The sequence below is a fragment of the Gammaproteobacteria bacterium genome, assembly GCA_015709695.1.
Lineage (GTDB): Bacteria > Pseudomonadota > Gammaproteobacteria > Steroidobacterales.
The window spans coordinates 2,742,825-2,765,385 of the sequence record CP054183.1 but is presented as its reverse complement, the minus strand read 5'-3'; the positions used below and the strand labels follow the sequence as shown (position 1 = coordinate 2,765,385).

Below are 22,561 nucleotides of genomic sequence, written 5' to 3'. Positions count from 1 at the left end.
TGGATACCGCAAGAAATGGCTAGCAAGGTCGTCGTCGTCGAGTCACCGGCCAAGGCCAAGACCATCGGCAAGTACCTCGGCAAGGATTACGAGATCCTCGCCTCCTACGGCCATGTCCGCGACCTGGTGCCCAAGGAGGGCGCGGTGGACACCGGCAACGGCTACCGCATGCGCTACGAGATCATCGAGCGCAACACCCGGCACGTCGATGCCATCGCCCGCGCCGTGAAGAAGGCCGACGCGGTCTACCTCGCCACCGACCCGGACCGCGAGGGCGAGGCCATCTCCTGGCACCTGGCGGAGATCCTCCGCGAGCGCGGCATGCTCGACGGCCGCGAGCTGCACCGCGTGGTGTTCTACGAGATCACCGAGCGCGAGGTGCGCGAGGCCATGCAGGGCCCGCGCCAGCTCTCCGCCGACCTGGTGAACGCGCAGCAGGCGCGGCGCGCGCTCGACTACCTCGTCGGCTTCAACCTCTCGCCGCTGCTGTGGAAGAAGGTGCAGCCGAAGCTCTCCGCGGGCCGCGTGCAGAGCCCGGCGCTGCGCCTGATCTGCGAGCGCGAGGACGAGATCGAGGCCTTCCGGCCGCGCGAGTACTGGTCCATCGAGGCGGACCTGCGCGCGGCCACCGCGCCGTTCGCCGCGCGGCTCGCCGAGTTCCGCGGCGAGAAGGTCGAGCAGTTCAGCTTCGGCAACGAGGCAGCCGCCAGCGCCGCCCGCCAGGCGCTGCTCGATGCCGCCGGCGGCAGGGTCCGCGTCTCGGCCATCGAGAAGAAGCAGCGGCGGCGCAATCCGGCGCCGCCCTTCACCACCTCGACGCTGCAGCAGGAGTCCTCGCGCAAGCTCGGCTTCAACGCGCGGCGCACCATGATGATCGCCCAGCGCCTCTACGAAGGGGTGGAGACCGGCGAAGGCACCGTCGGCCTCATCAGCTACATGCGTACCGACTCGGTCAACCTCGCCAGCGTCGCCGTCGACGAGATCCGCAGCTTCATCGCCAGCCGCTACGGCAGCGACAACCTGCCGGCGCAGCCGCGCAGCTACAAGACCACGGCGAAGAACGCGCAGGAAGCCCACGAGGGCGTGCGGCCCACCAGCGTGGCGCGCACGCCGGAAAGCCTGCGCCAGTTCCTCAGCGAGGAACAGTTCCGCCTCTACGACCTCATCTGGAAGCGCACCGTCGCCTGCCAGATGGTGCCGGCTGTCTACGACATGGTCACGGTGGACCTCGCCCCTGCCCGCGACCCGGGCGTGGCGCGCCTGCGTGCCAGCGGCTCGACGCTGGTGGTGCCCGGCTTCATCGCCGTGTACCAGGAAGGCCGCGACGACGCGGCCGAGGAGGAAGGCGACCGCATCCTGCCGCCGCTGCGCGAGGGCGACGACGTCGACCTCACCGGGGTGCGCGCCGACCAGCACTTCACCGAGCCGCCGCCGCGCTACAACGACGCCACCCTGGTGAAGGCGCTGGAGGAGTACGGCATTGGCCGGCCATCGACCTACGCCTCCATCATCTCGACGCTGCAGGACCGCGGCTACATCGAGGTGGACGGCAAGCGCTTCATCCCCAAGGACATCGGCCGCATCGTCAACCGCTTCCTCACCGACCACTTCACCCGCTACGTGGACTACGGCTTCACCGCCCACCTGGAAGACGAGCTCGACGAGGTGTCGCGCGGCGAGCGCGACTGGGTGCAGGTGCTCGACGAGTTCTGGCAGCCATTCGAGGCGCTGGTGAAGGACAAGGAAACCAGCGTCACCCGCGAGATGGTGGCGCAGGCGCGCGATCTCGGCATCGATCCGGCATCGGGCAAGCCGGTGTCGGTGCGCATGGGCCGCTTCGGGCCCTTCGCGCAGATCGGCACCAAGGACGACGTGGAGAAGCCGCGCTTCGCCGGCCTGCGGCCGGGGCAGAAGATGGTATCCATCACGCTGGAAGAAGCCCTCGCGCTGTTCCAGCTGCCACGCAAGCTCGGTACCACGGCCGAGGGCGAGCCGGTGCAGGCCAGCGTCGGCCGCTTCGGGCCCTATGTGCAGTACGGCAAGAAGTACGTGTCGCTGAAGCCGCCCGACGATCCCTACACCGTGAGCCTCGAGCGCGCGCTGCAGGTCATCGAGGAAAAAAAGGTCGCCGATGCCAACCGCCTGATCCTCGATTTCCCCGAGGCCGGCATCCAGGTGCTCAATGGCCGCTACGGACCCTACATCACCGATCGGGAACGCAATGCGCGCATCCCCAAGGGCGAGGACCCGAAGAGCCTGACGCTCGAGCAGTGCCGCGAGCTGCTGGCCGCCGCCCCGCCGCGCGGCAAGCGCGGCTTCCGTGGCCGCAAGGCCGCCCCGGCGAAAGCCCCCGCCGCGGAGGACGCGAAGCCGAAGAAGACCGCGAAACCCGCCAAGCGCGCCGCCAGCAAGACCAGCAAGACCAGCAAGGCCGGCAAGCCCGCGGAAGGCAGCCCCGCGCCCCGCAAGCCCCGGGCCCGACGCGCCGCCGGCAGTCCGGGCCAGGCACCGGACAAGGCACCGGGCGACAGCTCGGGCTAGCCACCGGGGGCGCTGGTGTCACCGGGCTTCCCGCTGCGGCTCGCCGCCCGCGTGGTCCGCGCCGGCGGCGTGATCGCCTATCCCACCGAGGCGGTCTATGGCCTGGGCTGCGACCCGGCGGCCGTCGAGGCCGTGCTGCGCATCCTCGCCATCAAGGGCCGGCCGGCAGCCGCCGGATTCATCCTGGTGGCAGCCAGCTGGGCGCAACTCGAGGGCTGGATCGCCCCCACGCCGGCGGAACGCCGTCGCCTCGGCCAGCGCCTCGCGCGGCCGGTGAGCTGGGTGGTCCGCGCCGGTCCCCTGGCCTACCCGCTGCTGACCGGCGACCGGCCCAGCCTGGCCGTGCGGGTCACCCGCCACCCGGTGGCCGCAGCGCTCTGCGAGCTGTCGGGCGGGCCGCTGGTTTCCACCAGCGCCAACCGCCACGGCCGGCCTCCAGCCCGCACGGCGCTCGCCGCAAGGCGGCGGCTCGGCACCGAGGTCGACCAGGTGGTCGGCGGCGAGGTCGGGGGTGCCCATCGGCCCAGCGAGATCCGTGATGCCGCCACCGGCACGGTGCTGCGCCCCGGCTGAGCCCCGGGGCTGACGCCCCCCGCCCGGATTCTGTAATATCGGCCGTGGACCGCTAGAAAAACCGCGGCCAAGCCGTTGCGAAAAATAAGGAAATCATCGGCAACCCCGGCCCCTGGCCGCGCCTGCCCCCCATTCCATGCGACGCAGCCAGCACCTGTTTCCCGCTCCCTGGCGCCTGCTGGCGCTGCTGATCCTTGCAGCGGCCCTCGCCGGTGCGCTCACGCCGAGCCGCGCCCGGGCGGATGAGGCGGAGGCCACCCGCGTCTACATCGTGCAGCTGCGCGAGCCGCCGGCCATCGACGCGACCGACCGCAGCCGCCGCGTTGGCGAGGAGCGCTTCGATGCGCGCTCGCCGGCGGTCTCCAGCTATGGTGCCGCGCTGGTGGCCAGCCATGACCAGCTGCTGGCCGAAATCGGCGCGCCGGACGCCAAGCTCTACAGCTACAAGCTGGCCTTCAACGGCTTCGCCGCACGCCTCACCGCTGCGCAGGCGGCGAGGCTGCGCGCCCATCCCGACGTGCAGCGGGTCTCGCTGGACCGGGTCAAGTCGCTGCGCACCAATGCCAGCGCCCAGTTCCTCGGCCTGCTCGATCCGGGCAACGGCCTGCGCAACGCCCGCGGGCTCACCGGCGAGGGCGTGGTCATCGGCATCATCGACAGCGGCATCGATCCCGGCCACCCGGCTTTCGGCGACCGCGAGCAGAAGCCGAAGCCGCGCCTGTGCCGCGGCAGCTGGGCGAAGGAATCGCTGCTCGGCGCCTGGCTCTGCCAGCGCTTCAGGAAGCCCCGCTTCCGCCCGCTCTATGCCCCGCTGCCCGACTGGCATGGCCGCTGCCAGGCCGGGCCGGGATTCCCGGCGACGGCCTGCAACAACAAGCTCGTCGGCGCCCGCTTCTACGCCAATGGCTTCCGCGGCAGCTTCCCCATGGATCCGGCGGAATCGCTCTCGCCGCTCGATGCCGATGGGCATGGCACCCACATCGCCTCGGTGGCCGCCGGTGGCCGCGTCACCGCGACCCTCGGCGACACGGTGCTGGCACCCATCAGCGGCATCGCGCCGCGGGCACGCATCGCGGTGTACAAGGCCTGCTGGCTGGAACCCGGCGCCACGCGCGCCCACTGCGCCATGTCGGACCTGCAGCGCGCCATCGAGGACGCGGTGGCCGATGGCGTCGACATCATCAATTACTCGGTCGGCACCGGCGACGGCGGGCCGGGTGATTCCGATGCGCTGGCCCTGCTCGCCGCCGCCAACGCCGGCGTGCTGACCGTGGCCGCCGCCGGCAATGGCGGGCCCGCGCCGGCCAGCATCGAGTCACCGGGCAGCTCGCCCTGGGTGCTGGCCACGGCGGCCGCCACGCGCAGCGGCACCCGCTACGACGAGGTGCTGCGCTACACCGCGCCGGCCGGCGTCACCGGCGATCTCACCATGAAGGAGGCGGCCTTCACGCCGGAACTGCGCAACACCGGTGCCGTGAACGGCTCGCTGGTGCTTGCCGACGACGGACTGGGCGCGGCCGATGGCTGCACGGCGCTCGCCAATGCCGCCGACCTCGCCGGCCGCATCGCCCTCGTGCGCCGCGGCTCCTGCGAGTTCCTCTCCAAGGTCGCCAACGCCGAGGCGGCCGGCGCCATCGCCGTGGTGGTCTTCGGCGATGCGCAGGACGACGGTCAGCCCATCACCATGAAGGGCGAGCGCGGTGTCGTCGACATTCCCGCGGTGATGATCGGCCAGGCCGATGGCGAAGCCCTCGCCACCCGGCTGCTGGCCGGCGACAGCGTGCAGGTGACGCTGCAGAAGGGCCTGATCGCCAGCCGCCAGGTCGCCGGCAACATCCTCTACAAGGCATCGGCCCGCGGGCCGAATCCCGACGTGTTCGACATCCTCAAGCCGGACGTGGCGGCGCCGGGCGTGGACATCCTCGGCGCACAGACTCCCGGGGTCGCCAACGGCCTGCGCGGTGAACGCTTCCAGTACCTCTCCGGCACCTCGATGGCGGTGCCGCAGGTGGCCGGGGTCGCCGCCCTGCTGCGCCAGGCGCATCCCGAATGGAGCCCGGCGGCGCTGCGCTCGGCGCTGATGACCACCGCCAGGCAGGACCTCCTGCTGGCGGATGGCGGCAGCGCCGGTCCCTTCGACTTCGGCGCCGGCCACATCGTGCCCGACCTGGCCGTGGACCCCGGCCTGGTCTACGAGGCGGGCCGTGACGATTACGACGCCTTCGGCTGCGGCGTCGGCCTCACCGGCATCGGTGACGAGCGTTGTGATGCCCTCCGGGAAGCCGGTCTCTCGCTGGAGGCTGCCGACCTCAACCTGCCGTCGATGGCCAGCCACGCCGTGGTGCATTCACGCAGCATCCGTCGCCGCGTGACCAATGTCGGCCCGGCCGCGGTGTACCAGGCGACGGTGGAGGCGCCACCCGGCATCGCGGTGGCGGTGGCACCCGCCAGCCTGGCGCTCGCCAGCGGCGAGAGCGCCGAGTACACGCTGACCTTCACCAGCACCGGCACTGCCCGGCGCAGCGACTACTTCAGCGACGAGGCCCGGCTGCCGGATTTCCGCTTCGGTTCCCTCAGCTGGAGCGATGGCCGCCACCGGGTGCGCAGCCCGCTGGCGGTGGCGCCGGCCGCCATCGGTGTCGAGGATCCGGTCGCCGGCCACGAGGCCACGGGGCAAACCACGGTGCATGTCGACTTCGGTTACGACGGCACCTACCAGGCGCTGGTCTCGGGACTGGCGTCACCGGCCAGCACCACCGGCACCGTCATCGATGATCCGCTCGATTACTACACCTTCCAGTCCGACGACAGCGCGCTGCCCGACTTCATCCGCCGCCAGCGCATCAGCGTCCCGCCCGGCACCCGCTACCTGCGGGTGGCCCTGGTCGCCACCACGGGTGGTGACGCGGAGGATCTCGACCTCTACCTGCACTGCCCGGATGGCGCCTGCCCCGGCGGTGTCCTCGCCAGCGCCACCGATGCCGCCACCGAGGTGATCGACCTGCTCGATCCCGCGCCCGGCGAGTACCTGATCGACATCCACGGCTTCGAGGTATCGGGCCCGGAAGCGGGATACGAAACCGGCGTCTGGATGGTGAACGATGCGCCAGGGCCGGGGGGCTTCTCCGTGCTGGCCGCGCCGGCGGCGGCGGTGACCGGTGCCAGCGGCGAGGTGACGCTCGGCTGGGCCGGCCTCGATCCCGGCGAACTCTACCTGGGCCTGGTGACCCACGGCGATGGCGAGCACGCGCTCGCGCTGACGCTGGTGGAGATCGCCACGCCCTGAGGCGGGGCTCAGCGCGGACCCGTGCCGAGCGCGCGCACCGGCCGGTGGCGGAAGCAGCCAACGAGGTGGTCGTTCACCAGCCCGGTGGCCTGCAGGTGCGCATAGACGATGGTGCTGCCGACGAAGCGGAAGCCGCGCGCCCTGAGGTCGCGGCTCAGCGCGTCGGAGAGGGCGCTGGTGGCGGGCACCTCGCGCGGCGTGCGCCAGCGGTTCTGCACCGGGTGGCCGTCGACGTAGCGCCAGATGTAGTCGCTGAAGCTGCCGAACTCCTCCTGCACGGCGAGGAAGGCGCGGGCATTGCCGATGGCGGCCTCGATCTTCAGGCGATTGCGGATGATGCCGGGATCGAGCAGCAGCTTTGCCACCCGGGCGGGCGTGAAGCGCGCGACCCGGGCCGGGTCGAAGCCGGCGAAGGCGCGGCGGTATCCCTCGCGCCGGTGCAGGATGGTGGCCCAGCTGAGTCCCGCCTGGGCGCCCTCGAGCAGCAGGAATTCGAACTGGCGCGCATCGTCGCGCACCGGCACGCCCCACTCGGTGTCGTGGTAGGCGAGGTAGGCCGGGCTGACGCCTTCGGCCCAGGGGCAGCGTTCGGGGGTCTTCGCCATGTCCGCCAGTGTACGCGGCGCGGCGGTTGGACACCCCGGGTCCCGTAGGGTAAAAAACCCGCGAGCAGGCACAGGGTCATTCCATGACGGACCGCTACGGGGTCATCGGCCATCCCATCGGGCACAGCAAGTCGCCGGTGATCCACCGGCTGTTCGCGGCGCAGACCGGCGAGGATCTGTCCTACGAGGCCATCGACATCCGGCCGGAGGACCTCGATGCACGGCTGAAGGCCCTGGCGAAGGAGGGCCTGCGCGGGTTCAACGTCACCGTGCCGCACAAGGAGGCGGTGGCGCGGCTGGTGGACCAGCTCACCGACCGCGCCCATCTTGCCGGTGCCGTGAACACCGTGATCATCGCCGCCGACGGCCGGCTCGACGGCGACAACACCGATGGCGTGGGCCTGCTCACCGACCTGAAATCCAATCTCGGCCTGCAGCTCAAGGGCCGGCGCCTGCTGGTGCTCGGTGCCGGCGGCGCCACCCGTGGCATCGTGCCCGCCCTGCTCGGCAGCGGGCCGGCGGAGTTCTGCATCGCCAATCGCAACGTCGAGCGCGCGCGGGAGGTCGCCGGCCACTTCGAGCGGCTCGGCGCCATCCGCGCCTGTCGCTTCGATGAACTGCCCGCCGGGCCCTGGGACCTGGTGATCAACGCCACCGCAGCCGGCCTGCAGGGCGGCGTCCCGCCGGTGCCGGAGGCCGTGATCGGCCCGGACACCGCCTGCTACGACCTCTCCTACGCCATGACCGACACGCCCTTCGTCGGCTGGGCCCGCCGCCTCGGCGCGAAGCAGGCCTGGCAAGGCTGGGGGATGCTGGTCGAACAGGCTGCCGAGGCGTTTTTCATCTGGCGCGGCGTGCGCCCCGACACCCGGCCAGTCCGCGCGAAGCTGCCTGCGTAGGGGAAAAGGAAAAAAGGAAAAAGGTGCCTGACTTATTTTCCGTGCGGAAAAGGTGCCTGACTTATTTTCTACGAACTGCTTTCTCAAATTCCGTCGGCACCACAGAAAATAAGTCAGGCACCTTTTCCGCACGGAAAATAAGTCAGGCACCTTTTTCCCCTTTTTCCTCGAGGAGACGCGAAATGAATGCCCTCCGCGCAATCATCACCATCGCCTTGGGTACCGCCCTCGCCACCGGCTGCAGCGCGCTCTTCGATGAGCATGGCAGCGGCATGCGCACGGGGGTGTCGAGCAGCCTGGTCGATTACCTCTACCCCAAGGGGGACATTCCCCCTCCGCAGGACCAGCAGATTCCGCACCTGGTGCTGCCACTGCGTGTCGGCCTGGCCTTCGTGCCCGGCAACAGCGCCCCGGGCAACGCGCCGACCGAGGCCCTCAAGAACCAGCTACTCGAGCAGGCCCGGAAGCAGTTCCTCGACCGCAAGTACATCGCCTCGATCGAGGTGATCCCCGAAACCTACCTGCGGTCCACCACGGGCTTCGAGGGCATGCAGCAGGTGGCCCGGCTCTATGGCGCCGACGTCATGGCGCTGGTGTCCTACGACCAGGTCACCACCACCACCGACAACAAGCTGGCACTGACCTACTGGACCATCGTCGGCGCGTACGTCATCAAGGGTACCGAGAACCAGACGCAGACCTTCGTCGACACAGCCGTCTTCGACGTGGCCAGCCGCAAGTTGCTGTTCCGGGCTCCTGGCGTCGACGCCCGCGAGGAGTCCTCCACGGCCGTCGAAGCCTCGCAGGTGGTGCGCGACTCGCGAGCGGCAAGCTTCACCTCCGCCATGTCCAACATGACCACGAACCTCGCGGCGGAGCTGGACCGCTTCCAGCAGCGGCTGAAGGACGAACCGCAGCTGGCCGAGGTCGAGTGGAAGGGCGGCTCGAAGGGTGGCGGCGGCGCGCTCGGCCTGCCGGGCCTCGCCATCCTGGCCGGCGCCGGATGCTGGCGGCGCGCGCGGAAAAGGTGCCTGACTTATTTTCAGGGAAAAGGTATCGGAAAAGGTGTCCGGAAAAGGTGTCTGACTTATTTTCTGTAGTGCTGACGGAATGGAGAAAGTAATTCGTAGAAAATAAGTCAGACACCTTTTCCGGAGACACCTTTTCCGCGCTACCGACGACTGAAATCGCTCACGCGCACCGCGCCCGGCGGGATCGGCGTGTCGGGAATCCCCTTGTAGTTCTCCGGCCCGAGCCTGAGGGACGATAGATCCATGACGTGCGAGTAGAGCGCGCGGGGATCACCTGCGAGTCGCACGAACACCATCTTGCTGCTGTCGGGCGAGAACGACTTCATGCCGTCGAATCCCGGATTGTAGGTGAGCCGCAGCGGCGGATCGCCGGCGAGGTCGCCGAGGAAGAGTTCGTGGTTGTTGCCGTCGATGATGCGCGTGAACAGGTAGTGGCGCCCGTCGGCAGCAGGGCCCGGACCCCAGTACATGTTGCGGTCGAAAGTCCGCTGGACCAGTCCGCTGCCATCGGCCTTGATGGTGAAGACCGTCATCGGCACCGGGTCGAGCTTGCCATACTCGCTGGCGCGCCAGGCCTGGAAGATGATGGTCTCGTTGTCGGGCAGGTAGAAGGGCGCACCGGGCTGCCAGTCATCGGTGAAGGTGATCTGCTGCTCGCCGGTGCCATCCGCGCGCATGCGCCACAGGCTGGCCTTGCCCTCGATCTGCCGCATCCACACGATCCACTCGCCGTTGGGCGACACCGTGACCTCCGCGTCATACCACCGGTTGCGGGTGAGGCGGACGACATGCCGGCCGTAGAGATCCGAGGTGTAGAGTTCCGCACCCTGGGGGTAATTGGCCGGATCGGCCCAGTCGCCGAGCGGCATGTCCATGTGGTCCCGCGTCGAGGTCCAGATGACACGCCTCTGGTCGGGGAAGAAGAACGAGCAGGCGTCCTGGCCACGGTCGTTGATCCGCCGCAGCGTCTGGCCATCCTCGGTGAAGATGTAGGTCAGCGCGCCACCGACGCGTTTGTCGCCTGACTGCTGCGCGTCCTTGTCGCGCACCTGGGCAATCAGGTGCTGGCCATCCGGTGCGTAATAGGCCTCCGCAGCCGGCGGAATATGCGGGATGCGGAACACCGGCAGTTCCTTGCCACGGTCCGCGGCCGGGGCCGCGGGACTGGCAGCGGAGACCGCATCGGTCTGGGCCCAGGCGGCGGCCATCAGCAGCAGCCAGGCGGTGGCGGCGGATGCCGGCAGACGGATTGCATTCATGGTGCTGCACTCCCTGGTTGTCGACCTGCGCTGACGGCGATCATGGCACCGGACCCCCGGCCTGATCCAGACTCCGGCACCATGCCAGACCAGCTCGACACATCCTCCCCCATCGCCCGGCTGCTCGCCGCGCTCGCGGCGGGCGAACTGTCCGCCGAAGCCCTGGCGCGGGACATGCTCGCGCGTTGCGAACGTCACCGTGACCTCCATGCGCTGATCGCCCAGGACCCCGCGCAGCTGCTGGAGGCCGCGCGGGCCGCGGACCGGCGGCGGGCAGCGGGGGAACCGCCCGGGCCGCTGCATGGCCTGCCCATCCTGGTGAAGGACAACATCGATGTCCTGGGCTACGCGACGACGGCGGGCACGCCCGGCCTCATCGGCGTCTGCCCGAATGCGGACGCGCCGGTGGTCACCCGGCTGCGCGATGCCGGCGCCATCATCGCCGGCAAGGCCAACCTCCACGAGCTGGCGGTCGGCGGCACCAGCCACAACGAGCATTTCGGCCACGTGGTCAATCCCTGGCGCACTGGGGTCGTCGCCGGCGGCAGCAGCGGCGGCTCGGCGGTGGCCGTCGCCGCGCGGCTGGTGCCGGCGGCGCTGGGCACCGACACCAACGGTTCGGTACGCGGGCCCTGCTCGTTCAACGGCATCGCCGGGCTGCGCCCGTCCTTCGGGCGCTACCCGTATGGCGGCATCTTTCCCGCCACGCCGACCCGCGACACAGCAGGTGCCATGGCCGTCGACATCGAGGGCCTGGCGATACTCGACGCGGTGCTGGCCGGCGAGCCGGTGGCGCCGCTGCCGGCAATCGCCCCCGGGGAATTGCGCCTCGGCCAGCCGCTTGGCGACTTCGAGACGCTGGTCGATTCGCGTACCGCGGCCGTCATGGCAGCGGCACTGGATCGCCTGCGCGAGGCCGGTGCGCGGATCGTGCCGGTCGAGTTGCCCGGCCTGCACGCGCTGGCGAACCGGGTGGCCTGGCCGATCTCCGCCTACGAGGCCATCGTTGGCATGCCGGGCATTCTCGCGGGCCGCCGGCCGCTCACCCGCATCGGGGATATCGTGGCGAAGATCGCCTCACCGGTCGCCAGGCAGCGCTTCAACCCGGACCCGGCGAGGCTCGCACAGCTGGAACCGGCCTGGCGCGAGGCCATGGCGGCGCTGCGGCCGCGGCTGCAGGCGCAACTCGCCGCCTGCTTCCGCGACCAGGGGCTCGATGCCCTGGTGTTCCCGACCACGCCGTTCCCGGCGGTCGCCATCGCCGACGACAGCGCCGACATGGTGATCGACGGCCGCCATGTCGCCGGCGGCTTCGGGCACTTCATCCGCAACCTGGTGTACCAGAGCGCGGCTGGCATCCCCAGCCTCAGCGTCCCGGCGGGGCTTGCCATCGACGGTCTGCCGGTCGGCATCAACTTCGACGGCCCCCTGGACAGCGACCGGCGGCTGCTCGCCATCGGCCGCGTCTTCGAGCAGCTCCGGGGACCATTCCCGGCGCCGGGAAAAGGTGTCCGCTGAGAAAAGGGAGAAAAGGTGTCAGACATATTTTCCCCGCTGAGAAAAGGGAGAAAAGGTGTCGGTGTCAGAAAAGGTGTCAGACATATTTTTCCGGCACCGGAAAATATGTCTGACACCTTTTCTGACACCTTTTCTCAGCGGGGAAAATATGTCTGACACCTTTTCTCCCTTTTCTCAGCGCATGGTCACCAGCTCTTCGGCGAGTGTCGGGTGGATGGCGATGGTGTCGTCGAAGTCACGCTTGGTGGCGCCCATGCGGATGGCCACGGCGAAGCCCTGCAGCGCTTCGTCCACCCCGGGGCCGGCGATATGGCAGCCGACCACGCGCTCGTCGGCGCCGGCGGTCACCAGTTTCAGCCTTGCCCTGGGCTTGGCCGTGGTGAGGGCGTGGTACATGGGGACGAATTCGGCCTGGTAGACCTTGACCGCGGCCTCGCCATGCACCTGGCGGGCCTGCTCCTCGCTGAGGCCGACGGTGCCGAGCGGCGGGTGGCTGAAGACCACGGTGGGAATGTTGTGGTAGTCGAGATGCCGGCCCTCCATGCCACCGTAGACCCGGTCCGCCAGGCGTCGCCCGGCGGCGATGGCGACCGGTGTCAGCTGCTCGCGGCCGGTGACGTCACCGATGGCGAAGATGCCGGGCACGGCGGTCTCCTGGAAGCGGTCGGTGGGCACGAAGCCGCCGGCATCGGTGTCCACGCCCGCGGCGTCGAGGCCGAGCCCGCGGGTGGCCGGCAAGCGGCCCACCGCCCAGACCAGCGTCTCGAACGGCCCGTGCTCGACGCCGTCGCGGGTGCGCAGGTGCAGGCCGTCCGCGCGCCGGGTGAGTGCCTCCGGCACGCTGCGCCAGCGCAGCGACACGCCATCGGCCCGCAGCGAGCCCACCACCGATTCCTGCAGCAGGCCGTCGAAGCGGCGCAGCAGGCTGTCGTGCCGCGCGAACAGCGTCACCGCCGAGCCCAGCGCCTGGAGCATGCCGGCGAGTTCCACCGCGATGTAGCCGCTGCCGACGACGGCGGTGCGCGCCGGGCAGTGGTCGAGTTCGAAGAAACCGTCCGAGGTGATGCCCAGCTCTGCGCCCGGCAGCTCGGGCACCAGCGGATAACCACCGGTGGCGATGATGAGATGGTTTCCCTCCAGTACCTCGCCGGCGACCTCCACGGTGCGCGGGCCGGTGAGGCGGCCGCTGCCGCGGAACAGCTGCACCCGCCGGCGCTCGAGGTTCGCGGCATAGATGTCGTTGAGGCGGCGCAGGTAGGCATCGCGCTTCTCCCGCAGCTGCGCCCAGTCGTGGGGCCCGCTCGTGGCCAGGCGGAACCCGTAGTCGGCGGCGTCCTCGAGTACATGGGCGATGCTCGCCGCATTCCACATGACCTTCTTCGGCACGCAGCCGACGTTCACGCAGGTGCCGCCCAGACGCCCCGCCTCCACCAGCGCGACGCGCGCGCCGTACTCCGCCGCGCGCTGGGCCGCAGCCAGGCCGCCGCTGCCGCCACCGATCACCACCAGGTCCCAGGGTTTGCCCATTCCATGTCCTCCGGCCGCGGGGCCGATGCCAAAAGCCCGCTGCCGACACCATAATAGCGGCATGGACAATCCCCTTCTCGACACCACGGCGGGCGCGCTGCCCGCCTTCGCCGCCATCCGTCCCGAGCATGTCGAGCCGGCCCTGCAGGCCGTGCTGACCGCCAACCGTGCCGGGCTGGAGCGCATCCTCGCCGCCAGCCGTGCGGCCCCGCCCCGCTTCGAGGACGTCATTCCGCCGCTGGAGGAACTCGGCGACCGGCTGCAGCAGGTGTGGGGACCAGTCAGCCACCTGCATGCGGTGGCCAACACGCCGGCGCTGCGCGAGGCCTACAACCGCTGCCTGCCGCTGCTCGCCCGCTACCAGACCGAGATCGCGCAGAACGCCGAGCTGTACCGGCTGTTCGCCGCGGTGGCGGGCACCGTTCCCGAAGGACGCGCCGACGGCGCCCGCGCCCTGCTCGACCACGCGCTGCGCGATTTCCGCCTCTCCGGCGTCACCCTGCCCGCGGAGCAGAAGCAGCGCTTCATGGAGATCATGGAGGCGCTCGCCGCGAAGCAGGCGCTGTTCGAACAGAACCTGCTCGATGCCATGGCCGCCTGGAGCCACCACGAGACCGACGCCGCGCGGCTGGCAGGCATCCCGGCCAGCACCCTCGAGCGGGCCGCGGAAACGGCGCGCGCCGCGGGCAGGGAGGGCTGGCTGTTCCACCTGGACCAGCCCACCTATATCGCGGTACTCACCCATGCGCAGGACCGCGAGCTGCGCGCGCACTTCCACCGCGCCTGGAGCACCCGCGCCTCGGACCAGTCACCCTCGCCGCCCGCCTTCGACAACGGGCCGCTCATGGACGAGATCCTGGCGCTGCGCCACGAGGCCGCGGAGCTGGTGGGCTTCACCGATTTCGCCGAGTACTCGCTGGCCACGAAGATGGCCAGCTCGGTGCAGGAGGTGCGCAGCTTCCTCGATCGCCTGGTGGTGGCCTCGCGCTTCGCGGGCCGCGCCGAGTTCGCCGAACTCGAGGCCCATGCCGGCCACGCGCTCGCGCCCTGGGATGTGGCCTTCCATGCCGAGGAACTGCGCCGGAAGAAGTTCGCCATCTCCGACGAGGAGCTGCGGCCCTACTTCCCGCTGCCGCGCGTGCTCGATGGCCTCTTCGGCCTGGTCGGCAGGCTCTACGGCCTGCGCCTGGAAGCCGACGGCCAGGTGGCCGTCTGGCACCCGACGGCCCGCTTTTACCGCGTCCTCGACGCCGACGGTACGGTCATCGGCGGGCTGTACACGGACCTGTACGCCCGCCCGGAGAAGCGCAGCGGCGCCTGGATGGACGACTGCGTCAGCCGCAAGCATCTCGACGGCAGCCTGCAGCGGCCCGTGGCACACCTGGTCTGCAACTTCGCGCCGCCTTCAGCGCGCGCGCCGAGCCTGCTGTCGCACGACGAGGTGCTGACGCTGTTCCACGAGATGGGGCATGCGCTGCATCACCTGCTCACCCGCGTCGATTACCCGAGCATCGCCGGCATCCACGGCGTGCCCTGGGATGCGGTGGAGCTGCCCAGCCAGTTCATGGAGGGCTTCGCCTGGGAGCCCGAGATCCTCGCCATGGTGTCCGGCCACCACGAGAGCGGCCTGCCGCTGCCCGACGGGCTGGTGGAACGGCTGCGCCAGTCGCGGGTGTTCCAGGGCGCCATGCACATGCTGCGCCAGCTCGAGTTCTCGCTGTTCGACCTGCGCATCCATGCGGAGTACGCGCCCGGAGAGGGCGGGCGCGTCCTGCCGCTGCTGGCCGAGGTGCGCGATGCCGTGGCCGTGGTGCCGGCCGCGCGCTACGACCGCTTCCCGCACGGCTTCGCCCACATCTTCGGCGGCGGCTATGCCGCCGGCTACTACAGCTACAAGTGGGCGGAGGTGCTCTCCTCCGATGCCTATGCCGCCTTCGAGGAAGAAGGCGTGCTCGCCCCCGGGCCGGCCGCGCGTTTCCGCCGCGAGATCCTCGAAATCGGCGGCAGCCGCGACATCGCCGCGGCCTTCCGCGCCTTCCGCGGCCGGCCGCCGGACATCGCCGCCCTGCTGCGCCACTCGGGCATCACCGCGGCAGCGGCCGGCGAAGCGGGAACAGGCCCCGCCGCCGCCTGAAGGGCGCGGATGAAGATCGCCAGCTGGAACGTCAACTCCATCCGCCAGCGCCTGGGCCATGTGAAGGACTGGCTGGTGGCCGAGCAGCCGGACGTGCTGGCGTTGCAGGAAATCAAGGTGGTGACCGAGGGATTCCCGGCCGCCGAGTTCGAGGCGCTGGGCTACCACTGCGCGGTGGACGGACAGAAGGCCTACAACGGCGTGGCGCTGCTCTCCCGGCTGCAGCCCGTGGACGTGGTCCCTGGCCTGCCCAATTTCGAGGATGAACAGAAGCGGGTGCTGGCCGCGAGCTATGCGGACCTGCGGCTGTTCAATCTCTACGTCCCCAACGGCCAGAGCGTCGGCTCGGAGAAATTCGAGTACAAGCTGCGCTGGCTGGCGGCGCTGCACGATCACCTGAAGGAGGAGCTCGCCCGCCACGGGAAGGTCGCGGTGATGGGCGACTTCAACATCGCGCCGGAGGACCGCGACGTCCACGACCCCGAGGCCTGGCGTGGGCAGGTCCTGTGCAGCGAGCCGGAACGCGCCCGGCTGCAGGCGCTGTTCGACCTCGGGTTCGTCGATGTCTTCCGCCGCTTCGAGCAACCGCAGCAGTCCTACAGCTGGTGGGACTACCGTGCCGCGGCATTCCGCCGCAACCGCGGCCTGCGCATCGACCTGATCCTCGCCTCACCCGCGCTGGCGGCCACCAGCACCGGCAGCGGCATCGATACCGGTCCCCGGGGCCGCGAGCAACCCTCGGACCATACCCCGGTGTGGGCGAGCTTCACCTGAGCAGCCGGTGAAATCAGCGTGTTCCCGAGCCATTGCGGCGTTGTGCGGAGACGGGCAGCGGTGCCAGAATCCCGCCACAGCATGTCAGACCCGGTCTACATCGAGCAGACGGCGAGCCGGCCCTTCCGCATCCGGCCCAACGAATTTGACGTAACCGGACGGGTCTGCGTCAGCTCGGCGGCCTCGGTCCGCGACGCCGTGCACGACATTTTCCTCCAGGCCTACCCCGGGAGCGCGTTCGACATCCTCTGGGTGGCCTTCCACGATTTCGAGCGGCTGTTCCGCGGCCAGTACGAGGATTACCTCGGCTGCGACACCGTCTACCACGACATCCAGCACACGCTGGACATGACCCTGGCCATGGCGCGGCTGCTGGCGGGCCACGAGAAGACCTGCGCCGCGGCGGACCGCCTCGGCCAGGAACGCGCGGTGCTGGGCCTGATCACCGCGCTGTTCCACGACTCGGGCTACATCCGCCGGCGTTCCGACACGGGCATCCTCAATGGCGCGGAATTCACCGGCCAGCACGTGTCGCGCAGCGCCGAGTTCCTCCGCAGCTACCTGCCGCGCATCGGCCTGACGGGGCAGGCCCAGGTCGCCGCCCAGGCCGTGCACTTCACCGGCTACGAGATGAGCCTCGACGACATCGAGCTCGACGATCCCAGGGACAGCCTGGTTGGCCATCTGCTCGGCACGGCGGACCTCATGGCGCAGATGGCCGATCGCTGCTACCTCGAGAAGTGCCGCGACCGGCTCTACGCGGAGTTCGTGCTGGCGGGCGTGGCCACGCGCGCCATCCCGGCGGCGGACAGGATCCAGTACCAGTCGGGGATCGACCTGCTGCGGCAGACGCCCGGCTTCTTCCGGCTGTCGGTCCGCGAGCGGCTGGACCAGAAGTTCAACCGCGCCTACCGCTACATCGAAGCCGCCTGCGAAGGGCGCAATCCCTACTTCGAGGCCATCGAGCAGAACATGGCCCACCTCGAGCGCGTCATCGACAGCGAAGGCTGGGACCGCCTGCGGCGCCAGCCACCCTGCTTCACGGTCCTGGAGCAGCCGCTGCAGCATGTCAGCGGACTGGTCAGCCGCTACCTGGCCCGCTTCGAGATGCCTGCCGCCATCCCCGCCTGACGCATCGTCCCGGCTGGTCCATGGCCCGCAAACCCGCAGCGCCGCCCCGCATCGGCTTCGTCAGCCTCGGCTGCCCGAAGGCGCTGGTGGACTCCGAGCGCATCCTCACCCGGCTGCGCGCAGAGGGCTACGAGGTGGCGCCCAGCTACGAGGGCGCGGACCTGGTGGTGGTCAACACCTGCGGCTTCATCGACGCCGCGGTGGACGAATCGCTGGACGCCATCGGCGAGGCGCTGGACCGCAACGGCAAGGTCATCGTCACCGGCTGCCTCGGTGCGCGCCGCGAGACCATCCTCGCGCGTCACCCGACGGTGCTGGGTGTCACCGGTCCGCAGGCCTATGCCGAGGTCATGGAGACGGTGCACACGCACGCACCCAAGCCGCACGACCCCTACCTGGACCTGGTGCCGGCGCAGGGCATCCGCCTGACGCCGCGGCACTACGCCTACCTGAAGATCAGCGAAGGCTGCAATCACCGCTGCAGCTTCTGCATCATCCCCAGCCTGCGTGGCGATCTCGCCAGCCGCGGCATCGAGGAGGTCATGCAGGAGGCCGAGCGCCTGGTGAGGGCGGGCGTCCGCGAACTGCTGGTGATCTCGCAGGACACCAGCGCCTACGGGGCGGACATCCGCTACCGCACGGAGTTCTGGCAGGGCCAGCCGCTGCAGACGCGCTTCCTCGACCTGGCGCGCGCGCTCGGCAGCCTCGGCGCCTGGGTGCGCCTGCACTACGTCTATCCCTATCCGCATGTCGACGAGGTCATCCCGCTGATGGCCGAGGGCCGGGTGCTGCCCTACCTCGACATCCCCTTCCAGCACGCCAGCCCGCGCATCCTGCGGCTGATGCGCCGCCCCGCGCACGCCGAGAACACGCTGGCCCGCATCCGCCGCTGGCGCGAGGCCTGCCCGGACCTCACGCTGCGCAGCACCTTCATCACCGGCTTCCCCGGTGAAACCGAGGACGACTTCCGGATGCTGCTCGACTGGCTGGAGGAGGCCCGGCTCGATCGCGTGGGCTGCTTCACCTACTCCCCGGTGGCCGGCGCCGCGGCCAACGACCTGCCCGACCCCGTGCCGGCGGAAATCGCCGCGGAACGCCAGGCCCGCTTCATGGAAGCCGCCGCCCGCATCAGCACCGCGAAGCTCGCCGCGAAGATCGGCAAGCGGATGCGTGTGCTGGTGGACGAACTCGGGCCCGAGGGTGCCGTGGCGCGCGGCCCCGGCGATGCCCCGGAAATCGACGGCGTGGTGCGCATCGCCGCGCCGGGGCGCTGCAAGCCCGGCGATTTCCTCGAGGTGGTCGTCACCGGCTCGGATGCCTACGACCTGGAGGCCAGGCTGGCCTGAGGCGCCGGCCCGGCTTGCCGCCGGTCAACGCAGGGCCGGCACCACGTGGCGGCCGATGATCTCCAGGGCCTCCATCGGCTGGTCGTGGAGCCGCAGCGCGATGGTCGTCTGCCCGGCCCTGCCGAACTGCCGGAAGCGCTCGATCTCGCGATCCAGGTCCTCGAGCCCGCCGGTGGAGGTAAAGCCCTCGCAGAGTGCGCTGGTGATGCGCTCGGGCACGCCCCGGATGTTGCCGGAGCGGTCGAACCAGGCGGCGACGAAGTTCTCCCAGTGATCGCGCACGAACTGCACGTCCTCCGGGCCCAGGAACAGGTTGATGAGCGCCGGATCGAGCTTGCGCGCACGCCAGGCCAGCTCGCGGCGCGACTCGCGGTAGCCCTCGGCACGATCCTTCTTCAGGTGCCAGGCCCAGAAGCTGTTGATCCGGAAATCCGCCTTCGGCGCCTGGCGACGGGCCAGGCCCTCGCGGATGGCGGCGATGGCGGGCCCGAGGATCTCCAGCGGCGTGCAGCCGATGAACACGCCGTCGGCCACGCGGGCGCCGGCGCGCATCATCTGGTGCCGGTAGGCACCGAGGTAGACGCGGGGCGGCGGCGCCTGGAGCCAGCCGTAGGCACAGGGATAGGTCACCTGAAAGTGCTCGCCCCGGTAACCCGCCTGCTTCAGCCGGCCCTGGCCCGCGCCGATGACAATCTCGACCGCCTCGCGCGTGGCGCCGACGATCTTCTGCGGCTTGCTCAGCGCCATGGCGTCGAGATTGCCCTCGCCGGCGCCGATGGACACTTCCGCGCGGCCGCCTGAAAGCTCGTTCAGCGACAGCAGCGCATTGGCGATCTTCAGCGGGTGCATCTCGAAGGGTGACAACGCCAGGGCACCCAGCCGCAGCCTGCGGGTGGCCAGCGCCACCGGGGCCAGCGACACGAACGGATCCCAGTGGGCGAAGTAGTTCGAGGCCCAGAGGGTGCCCACGCCGAAGCGCTCCGCCGCCTGCGCCAGCTCGACCAGCTGCGCCGGGGTCAGTTCGGGCTCCACGATGATGTCGATGTCCACTCGCGAGGCTCCTGCCTTCAGCCGAGGTCCAGCCGTCCCCATTCGATGACCGGGCAGCGGTCCATGATGACCGTGAGCCCGGCGCGGCGGCCGCGTCCGGCCGCCTCCTCGTTGATCACGCCCAGCTGCATCCACACCACCTTCGCGCCGATGGCGATGGCCTCGTCGACGACCGGCCCTGCCGCCGCGGAATTGCGGAACACGTCCACCATGTCCACCGGCTCCGTGATCGAGGCCAGGTCCGCATGCACCGTCTCCCCGAGCAGGGTTTCGCCCGCATGGCCCGGGTTCACCGGGATGCAGCGGTAACCCTTGCCCTGCAGGAAGCGCATGACCTCGTGCGAGGCGCGGTGCGGCTTGGGCGAGGCGCCCACCACGGCAATGGTGCGCGTCTCGCGCAGCGTGGCGCGGATGACCTCGTCCGGCGTCGCGTCGGCCACCGCGCTATTTCTTCTTCCGCGCCGCGGGCCGGCGCGCCGCCTTGCGCGGCGAGCGCTCCCAGCGCTGCTTGGCGCCATAGCCGAGCTTCCACAGCCAGGTCTCGGTGTAGAGGATCTTCTCCGGCACGATCCGGCAGACCTGGCGCTCGAAGGGCTTGCGGGCATCCAGGCCGAGGTCGCTCATCCACTCATGCCAGCGGAACACCTGCATGCCGCGATCCCAGCCACGCGCATGCGGCTCGATGACCTCGGCGCGGCCGAAGATCTGCACGCCGCGGGCGCTGTGCCAGCCGTGGTAGGCACCGTGCACCGCCACCGACACCCGTGGATCGGCCTGCATGGCCTTGAGCTTCGGCGTGCCCGGATCGGGCAGCATGTAGAGGTCCAGCCCGTCGGCGTAGTACTCGATCGGGCTGGCGATCGGCTGGCCACTCCGGCCCACGGTCGCCAGCACGCACATGTTCGTCGAACCCAGCAGCTGCGCGATGCGATCCTCGAGCTGCGCGCGGGGCAGGACCTTGCGCGGCCAGGGCGGCTTGACCCAGGGGTAGGCGGTACTCATGGCGAAGCGCTCCAGTCAGGGTGCAGGAGCGCTATGGTGCCAGAGCGTTACTCCACGGTCACCGACTTGGCAAGATTGCGCGGCTGGTCCACGTCGGTGCCCCGCAGGATGGCCACGTGGTAGGCGAGCAGCTGCAGCGGCACGGTGTAGACGGCCGGGGCCTGCAGGTAGGTCACGTGCCGGGGCATCTGGATGACGGTGACGCCGTCGCTGGATTCGAAGCCGGAGTCCGGGTCGGCGAAGACGAAGAGCTCGCCGCCGCGGGCGCGCACTTCCATGAGATTGGACTTCAGCTTCTCCAGCAGGTCGTTGTTGGGCGCCACGGTGATCACCGGCATCTCGGCATCCACCAGTGCCAGCGGGCCGTGCTTGAGCTCGCCGGCGGGGTAGGCCTCGGCGTGGATGTAGGAGATCTCCTTGAGCTTGAGCGCGCCCTCCATGGCGATCGGGTGGAGGATGCCGCGGCCGAGGAACAGCGCATGGCGCTTGTCGGCGAAGCGCTCGGCGAGCTTCTTCATCTCGGGGTCGAGGACCAGGGTCTTCTCGATCAGTCCGGGGATCTCGATCAGCCGCGTCACCAGGCCGCGCTCGCGCTCGGCATCGGTGCTGCGATGCTTGGCGAGCGCGATGACCAGCATGCTCAGGGCGGCGATCTGCGTGGTGAAGGCCTTGGTGGAGGCGACGCCGATCTCAGGGCCGGCCCGGGTCAGCATCACCAGATCGGACTCGCGCACCAGCGAGCTTTCCGGCACGTTGCAGATGGCGAGCGAGGAGAGGAAGCCCTCCTGCTTCGCCAGGCGCAGCGCCGCCAGCGTGTCGGCGGTCTCGCCCGACTGCGAGATGGTCACGAACAGCGTGTTCGGCGTGACCACGGGATTGCGGTAGCGGAACTCGCTGGCGATCTCCACGTAGCAGGGAATGCGGCAGATCTGCTCGATCAGGTAGCGGGCCACCGAGCCCGCGTGGAAGCTGGTGCCGCAGGCGACGATGTGCACCGCCTGGGTGCGGCGGAAGATCGCGGTGGCGTCCGGGCCGAAGGCCGCTTCCAGCAGCTTGCCGTTGGCGACGCGCTCCTCCAGGGTCTGGGCCACCGCGCGCGGCTGCTCGTGGATCTCCTTGAGCATGTAGTGCGGGTAGGGTCCCTTTTCGGCGGCATCCGCGGAGAGCTCGCTCAGCTTCACGGGCCGGTGCACGGGCTGGCCATCGCGGTCGACGAGGCGCACGCCGTCCTTGCGGACCTCGGCGACGTCGCCCTCCTCGAGGAACATGAAGCGCCGGGTCACGGGCAGCAGCGCCGAGACGTCCGAGGCGACGAAATTTCCCTCTTCGCCGATGCCGATCACCACCGGGCAACCGCAGCGCGCCAGCACCAGAAGGTCCGGATTGGCCTGGCTCATCACCGCCAGCGCGTAGGCGCCCTGCAGCTCCGCCACGGTGGCACGGACCGCCTCGAAGAGATCGGGCTTGCCCTTCTTCAGGTGGTAGTGGATGCGATGGGCGATGCACTCGGTGTCGGTATCGGAGCTGAACACGTAGCCGAGCTTCTTCAGCTCGTCGCGCAGGTCCTCGTGGTTCTCGATGATGCCGTTGTGGACGATCGCCAGCCCGTCGTGGGAGATGTGCGGGTGCGCGTTGCGCTCGGCTGGCGCGCCGTGGGTGGCCCAGCGGGTGTGGGCGATGCCGACCGGCGCATCGAACGGATCCGAGGCAAGCGCGGCCTGCAGCTCCGCCACCTTGCCGAGCCGCCGCTGGCGGCGCAGCACGCCGTTCTTCAGGACCGCGAGGCCCGCCGAGTCATAGCCGCGGTATTCGAGCCGGCGCAGGCCCTCCATGAGGATGGGGACCACGTCGCGCCCGGCAATGGCTCCTACGATTCCGCACATGT

Annotated in this window: 17 protein-coding genes; 10 read left to right on the top strand and 7 right to left on the bottom strand. The window is 70.0% G+C overall.

The window, feature by feature from the left end:
- Positions 1 to 15: 15 nt before the first annotated feature.
- The 3 genes from HRU81_12765 (at position 16) to HRU81_12755 (ending at position 6,400) form a co-directional block, all read left to right on the top strand.
- On the top strand, positions 16 to 2,541 hold the full coding sequence (locus tag HRU81_12765; GenBank protein ID QOJ32916.1) for a DNA topoisomerase I: 2,526 nt from the start codon (positions 16 to 18) through the stop codon (positions 2,539 to 2,541).
- Positions 2,542 to 2,553: 12 nt separating this feature from the next.
- Positions 2,554 to 3,114: a Sua5/YciO/YrdC/YwlC family protein gene (locus HRU81_12760; protein ID QOJ33405.1), complete on the top strand. Its 561-nt coding sequence runs from the start codon at positions 2,554 to 2,556 to the stop codon at positions 3,112 to 3,114.
- Positions 3,115 to 3,250: 136 nt separating this feature from the next.
- Positions 3,251 to 6,400 carry a S8 family serine peptidase gene (locus tag HRU81_12755; GenBank protein ID QOJ32915.1) on the top strand — a complete coding sequence of 1,050 codons (3,150 nt, stop codon included), beginning with the start codon at positions 3,251 to 3,253 and terminating at the stop codon, positions 6,398 to 6,400.
- An 8-nt stretch (positions 6,401 to 6,408) separates the two neighbouring features.
- Here the strand turns inward: HRU81_12755 and HRU81_12750 are convergent, their stop codons facing one another.
- Positions 6,409 to 7,005: a DNA-3-methyladenine glycosylase I gene (locus HRU81_12750; protein ID QOJ32914.1), complete on the bottom strand. Its 597-nt coding sequence runs from the start codon at positions 7,003 to 7,005 to the stop codon at positions 6,409 to 6,411.
- An 83-nt stretch (positions 7,006 to 7,088) separates the two neighbouring features.
- Between HRU81_12750 and aroE the strand changes: the two genes are divergently transcribed.
- Both aroE and rhlP read left to right on the top strand, forming a co-directional pair.
- Complete coding sequence (aroE, locus tag HRU81_12745) at positions 7,089 to 7,904, top strand: shikimate dehydrogenase (protein ID QOJ32913.1); 816 nt, start codon at positions 7,089 to 7,091, stop codon at positions 7,902 to 7,904.
- Between the two features lie 182 nt (positions 7,905 to 8,086).
- Positions 8,087 to 9,004: a rhombotarget lipoprotein gene (gene rhlP, locus HRU81_12740; GenBank protein ID QOJ32912.1), complete on the top strand. Its 918-nt coding sequence runs from the start codon at positions 8,087 to 8,089 to the stop codon at positions 9,002 to 9,004.
- A 71-nt stretch (positions 9,005 to 9,075) separates the two neighbouring features.
- On the opposite strand, the gene HRU81_12735 is transcribed toward rhlP, so the two are convergent.
- On the bottom strand, positions 9,076 to 10,194 hold the full coding sequence (locus tag HRU81_12735) for a PD40 domain-containing protein (protein ID QOJ32911.1): 1,119 nt from the start codon (positions 10,192 to 10,194) through the stop codon (positions 9,076 to 9,078).
- An 81-nt stretch (positions 10,195 to 10,275) separates the two neighbouring features.
- Here HRU81_12735 and HRU81_12730 point away from each other — a divergent pair, with 81 nt between their 5' ends.
- Entirely contained in the window at positions 10,276 to 11,712 is a 1,437-nt protein-coding gene (locus HRU81_12730) for a hypothetical protein (GenBank protein ID QOJ32910.1), read from the top strand.
- A 174-nt stretch (positions 11,713 to 11,886) separates the two neighbouring features.
- Here HRU81_12730 and gorA read toward each other — a convergent pair whose 3' ends face one another.
- On the bottom strand, positions 11,887 to 13,239 hold the full coding sequence (gorA, locus tag HRU81_12725; protein ID QOJ32909.1) for a glutathione-disulfide reductase: 1,353 nt from the start codon (positions 13,237 to 13,239) through the stop codon (positions 11,887 to 11,889).
- Between the two features lie 61 nt (positions 13,240 to 13,300).
- Here gorA and HRU81_12720 point away from each other — a divergent pair, with 61 nt between their 5' ends.
- From HRU81_12720 to rimO, 4 genes are all read left to right on the top strand, one after another.
- Entirely contained in the window at positions 13,301 to 15,373 is a 2,073-nt protein-coding gene (locus tag HRU81_12720; protein ID QOJ32908.1) for a M3 family metallopeptidase, read from the top strand.
- A gap of 9 nt (positions 15,374 to 15,382) precedes the next feature.
- On the top strand, positions 15,383 to 16,147 hold the full coding sequence (xth, locus tag HRU81_12715; protein QOJ32907.1) for an exodeoxyribonuclease III: 765 nt from the start codon (positions 15,383 to 15,385) through the stop codon (positions 16,145 to 16,147).
- Between the two features lie 81 nt (positions 16,148 to 16,228).
- Positions 16,229 to 17,278, top strand: coding sequence for an HD domain-containing protein (locus HRU81_12710; GenBank protein ID QOJ32906.1), 1,050 nt, complete (start codon positions 16,229 to 16,231; stop codon positions 17,276 to 17,278).
- Between the two features lie 20 nt (positions 17,279 to 17,298).
- The gene (rimO, locus tag HRU81_12705) at positions 17,299 to 18,624 is read left to right on the top strand and encodes a 30S ribosomal protein S12 methylthiotransferase RimO (GenBank protein ID QOJ32905.1); all 1,326 of its coding nucleotides are present in this window, start codon (positions 17,299 to 17,301) and stop codon (positions 18,622 to 18,624) included.
- Between the two features lie 24 nt (positions 18,625 to 18,648).
- Here the strand turns inward: rimO and HRU81_12700 are convergent, their stop codons facing one another.
- The 4 genes from HRU81_12700 to glmS are packed head-to-tail and all read right to left on the bottom strand — an operon-like array spanning position 18,649 to position 22,559.
- Positions 18,649 to 19,674 (bottom strand): LLM class flavin-dependent oxidoreductase, encoded by a 1,026-nt coding sequence (locus tag HRU81_12700; protein QOJ32904.1) that lies wholly within the window; start codon positions 19,672 to 19,674, stop codon positions 18,649 to 18,651.
- 17 nt (positions 19,675 to 19,691) lie between these two features.
- Entirely contained in the window at positions 19,692 to 20,192 is a 501-nt protein-coding gene (locus HRU81_12695; protein ID QOJ32903.1) for a CoA-binding protein, read from the bottom strand.
- Complete coding sequence (locus HRU81_12690) at positions 20,119 to 20,676, bottom strand: pyridoxamine 5'-phosphate oxidase family protein (protein QOJ32902.1); 558 nt, start codon at positions 20,674 to 20,676, stop codon at positions 20,119 to 20,121. The genes HRU81_12695 and HRU81_12690 overlap by 74 nt, the downstream gene beginning before the upstream one ends.
- A 47-nt stretch (positions 20,677 to 20,723) precedes the next feature.
- Complete coding sequence (glmS, locus tag HRU81_12685; protein QOJ32901.1) at positions 20,724 to 22,559, bottom strand: glutamine--fructose-6-phosphate transaminase (isomerizing); 1,836 nt, start codon at positions 22,557 to 22,559, stop codon at positions 20,724 to 20,726.
- Between the last annotated feature and the right edge of the window lie 2 nt (positions 22,560 to 22,561).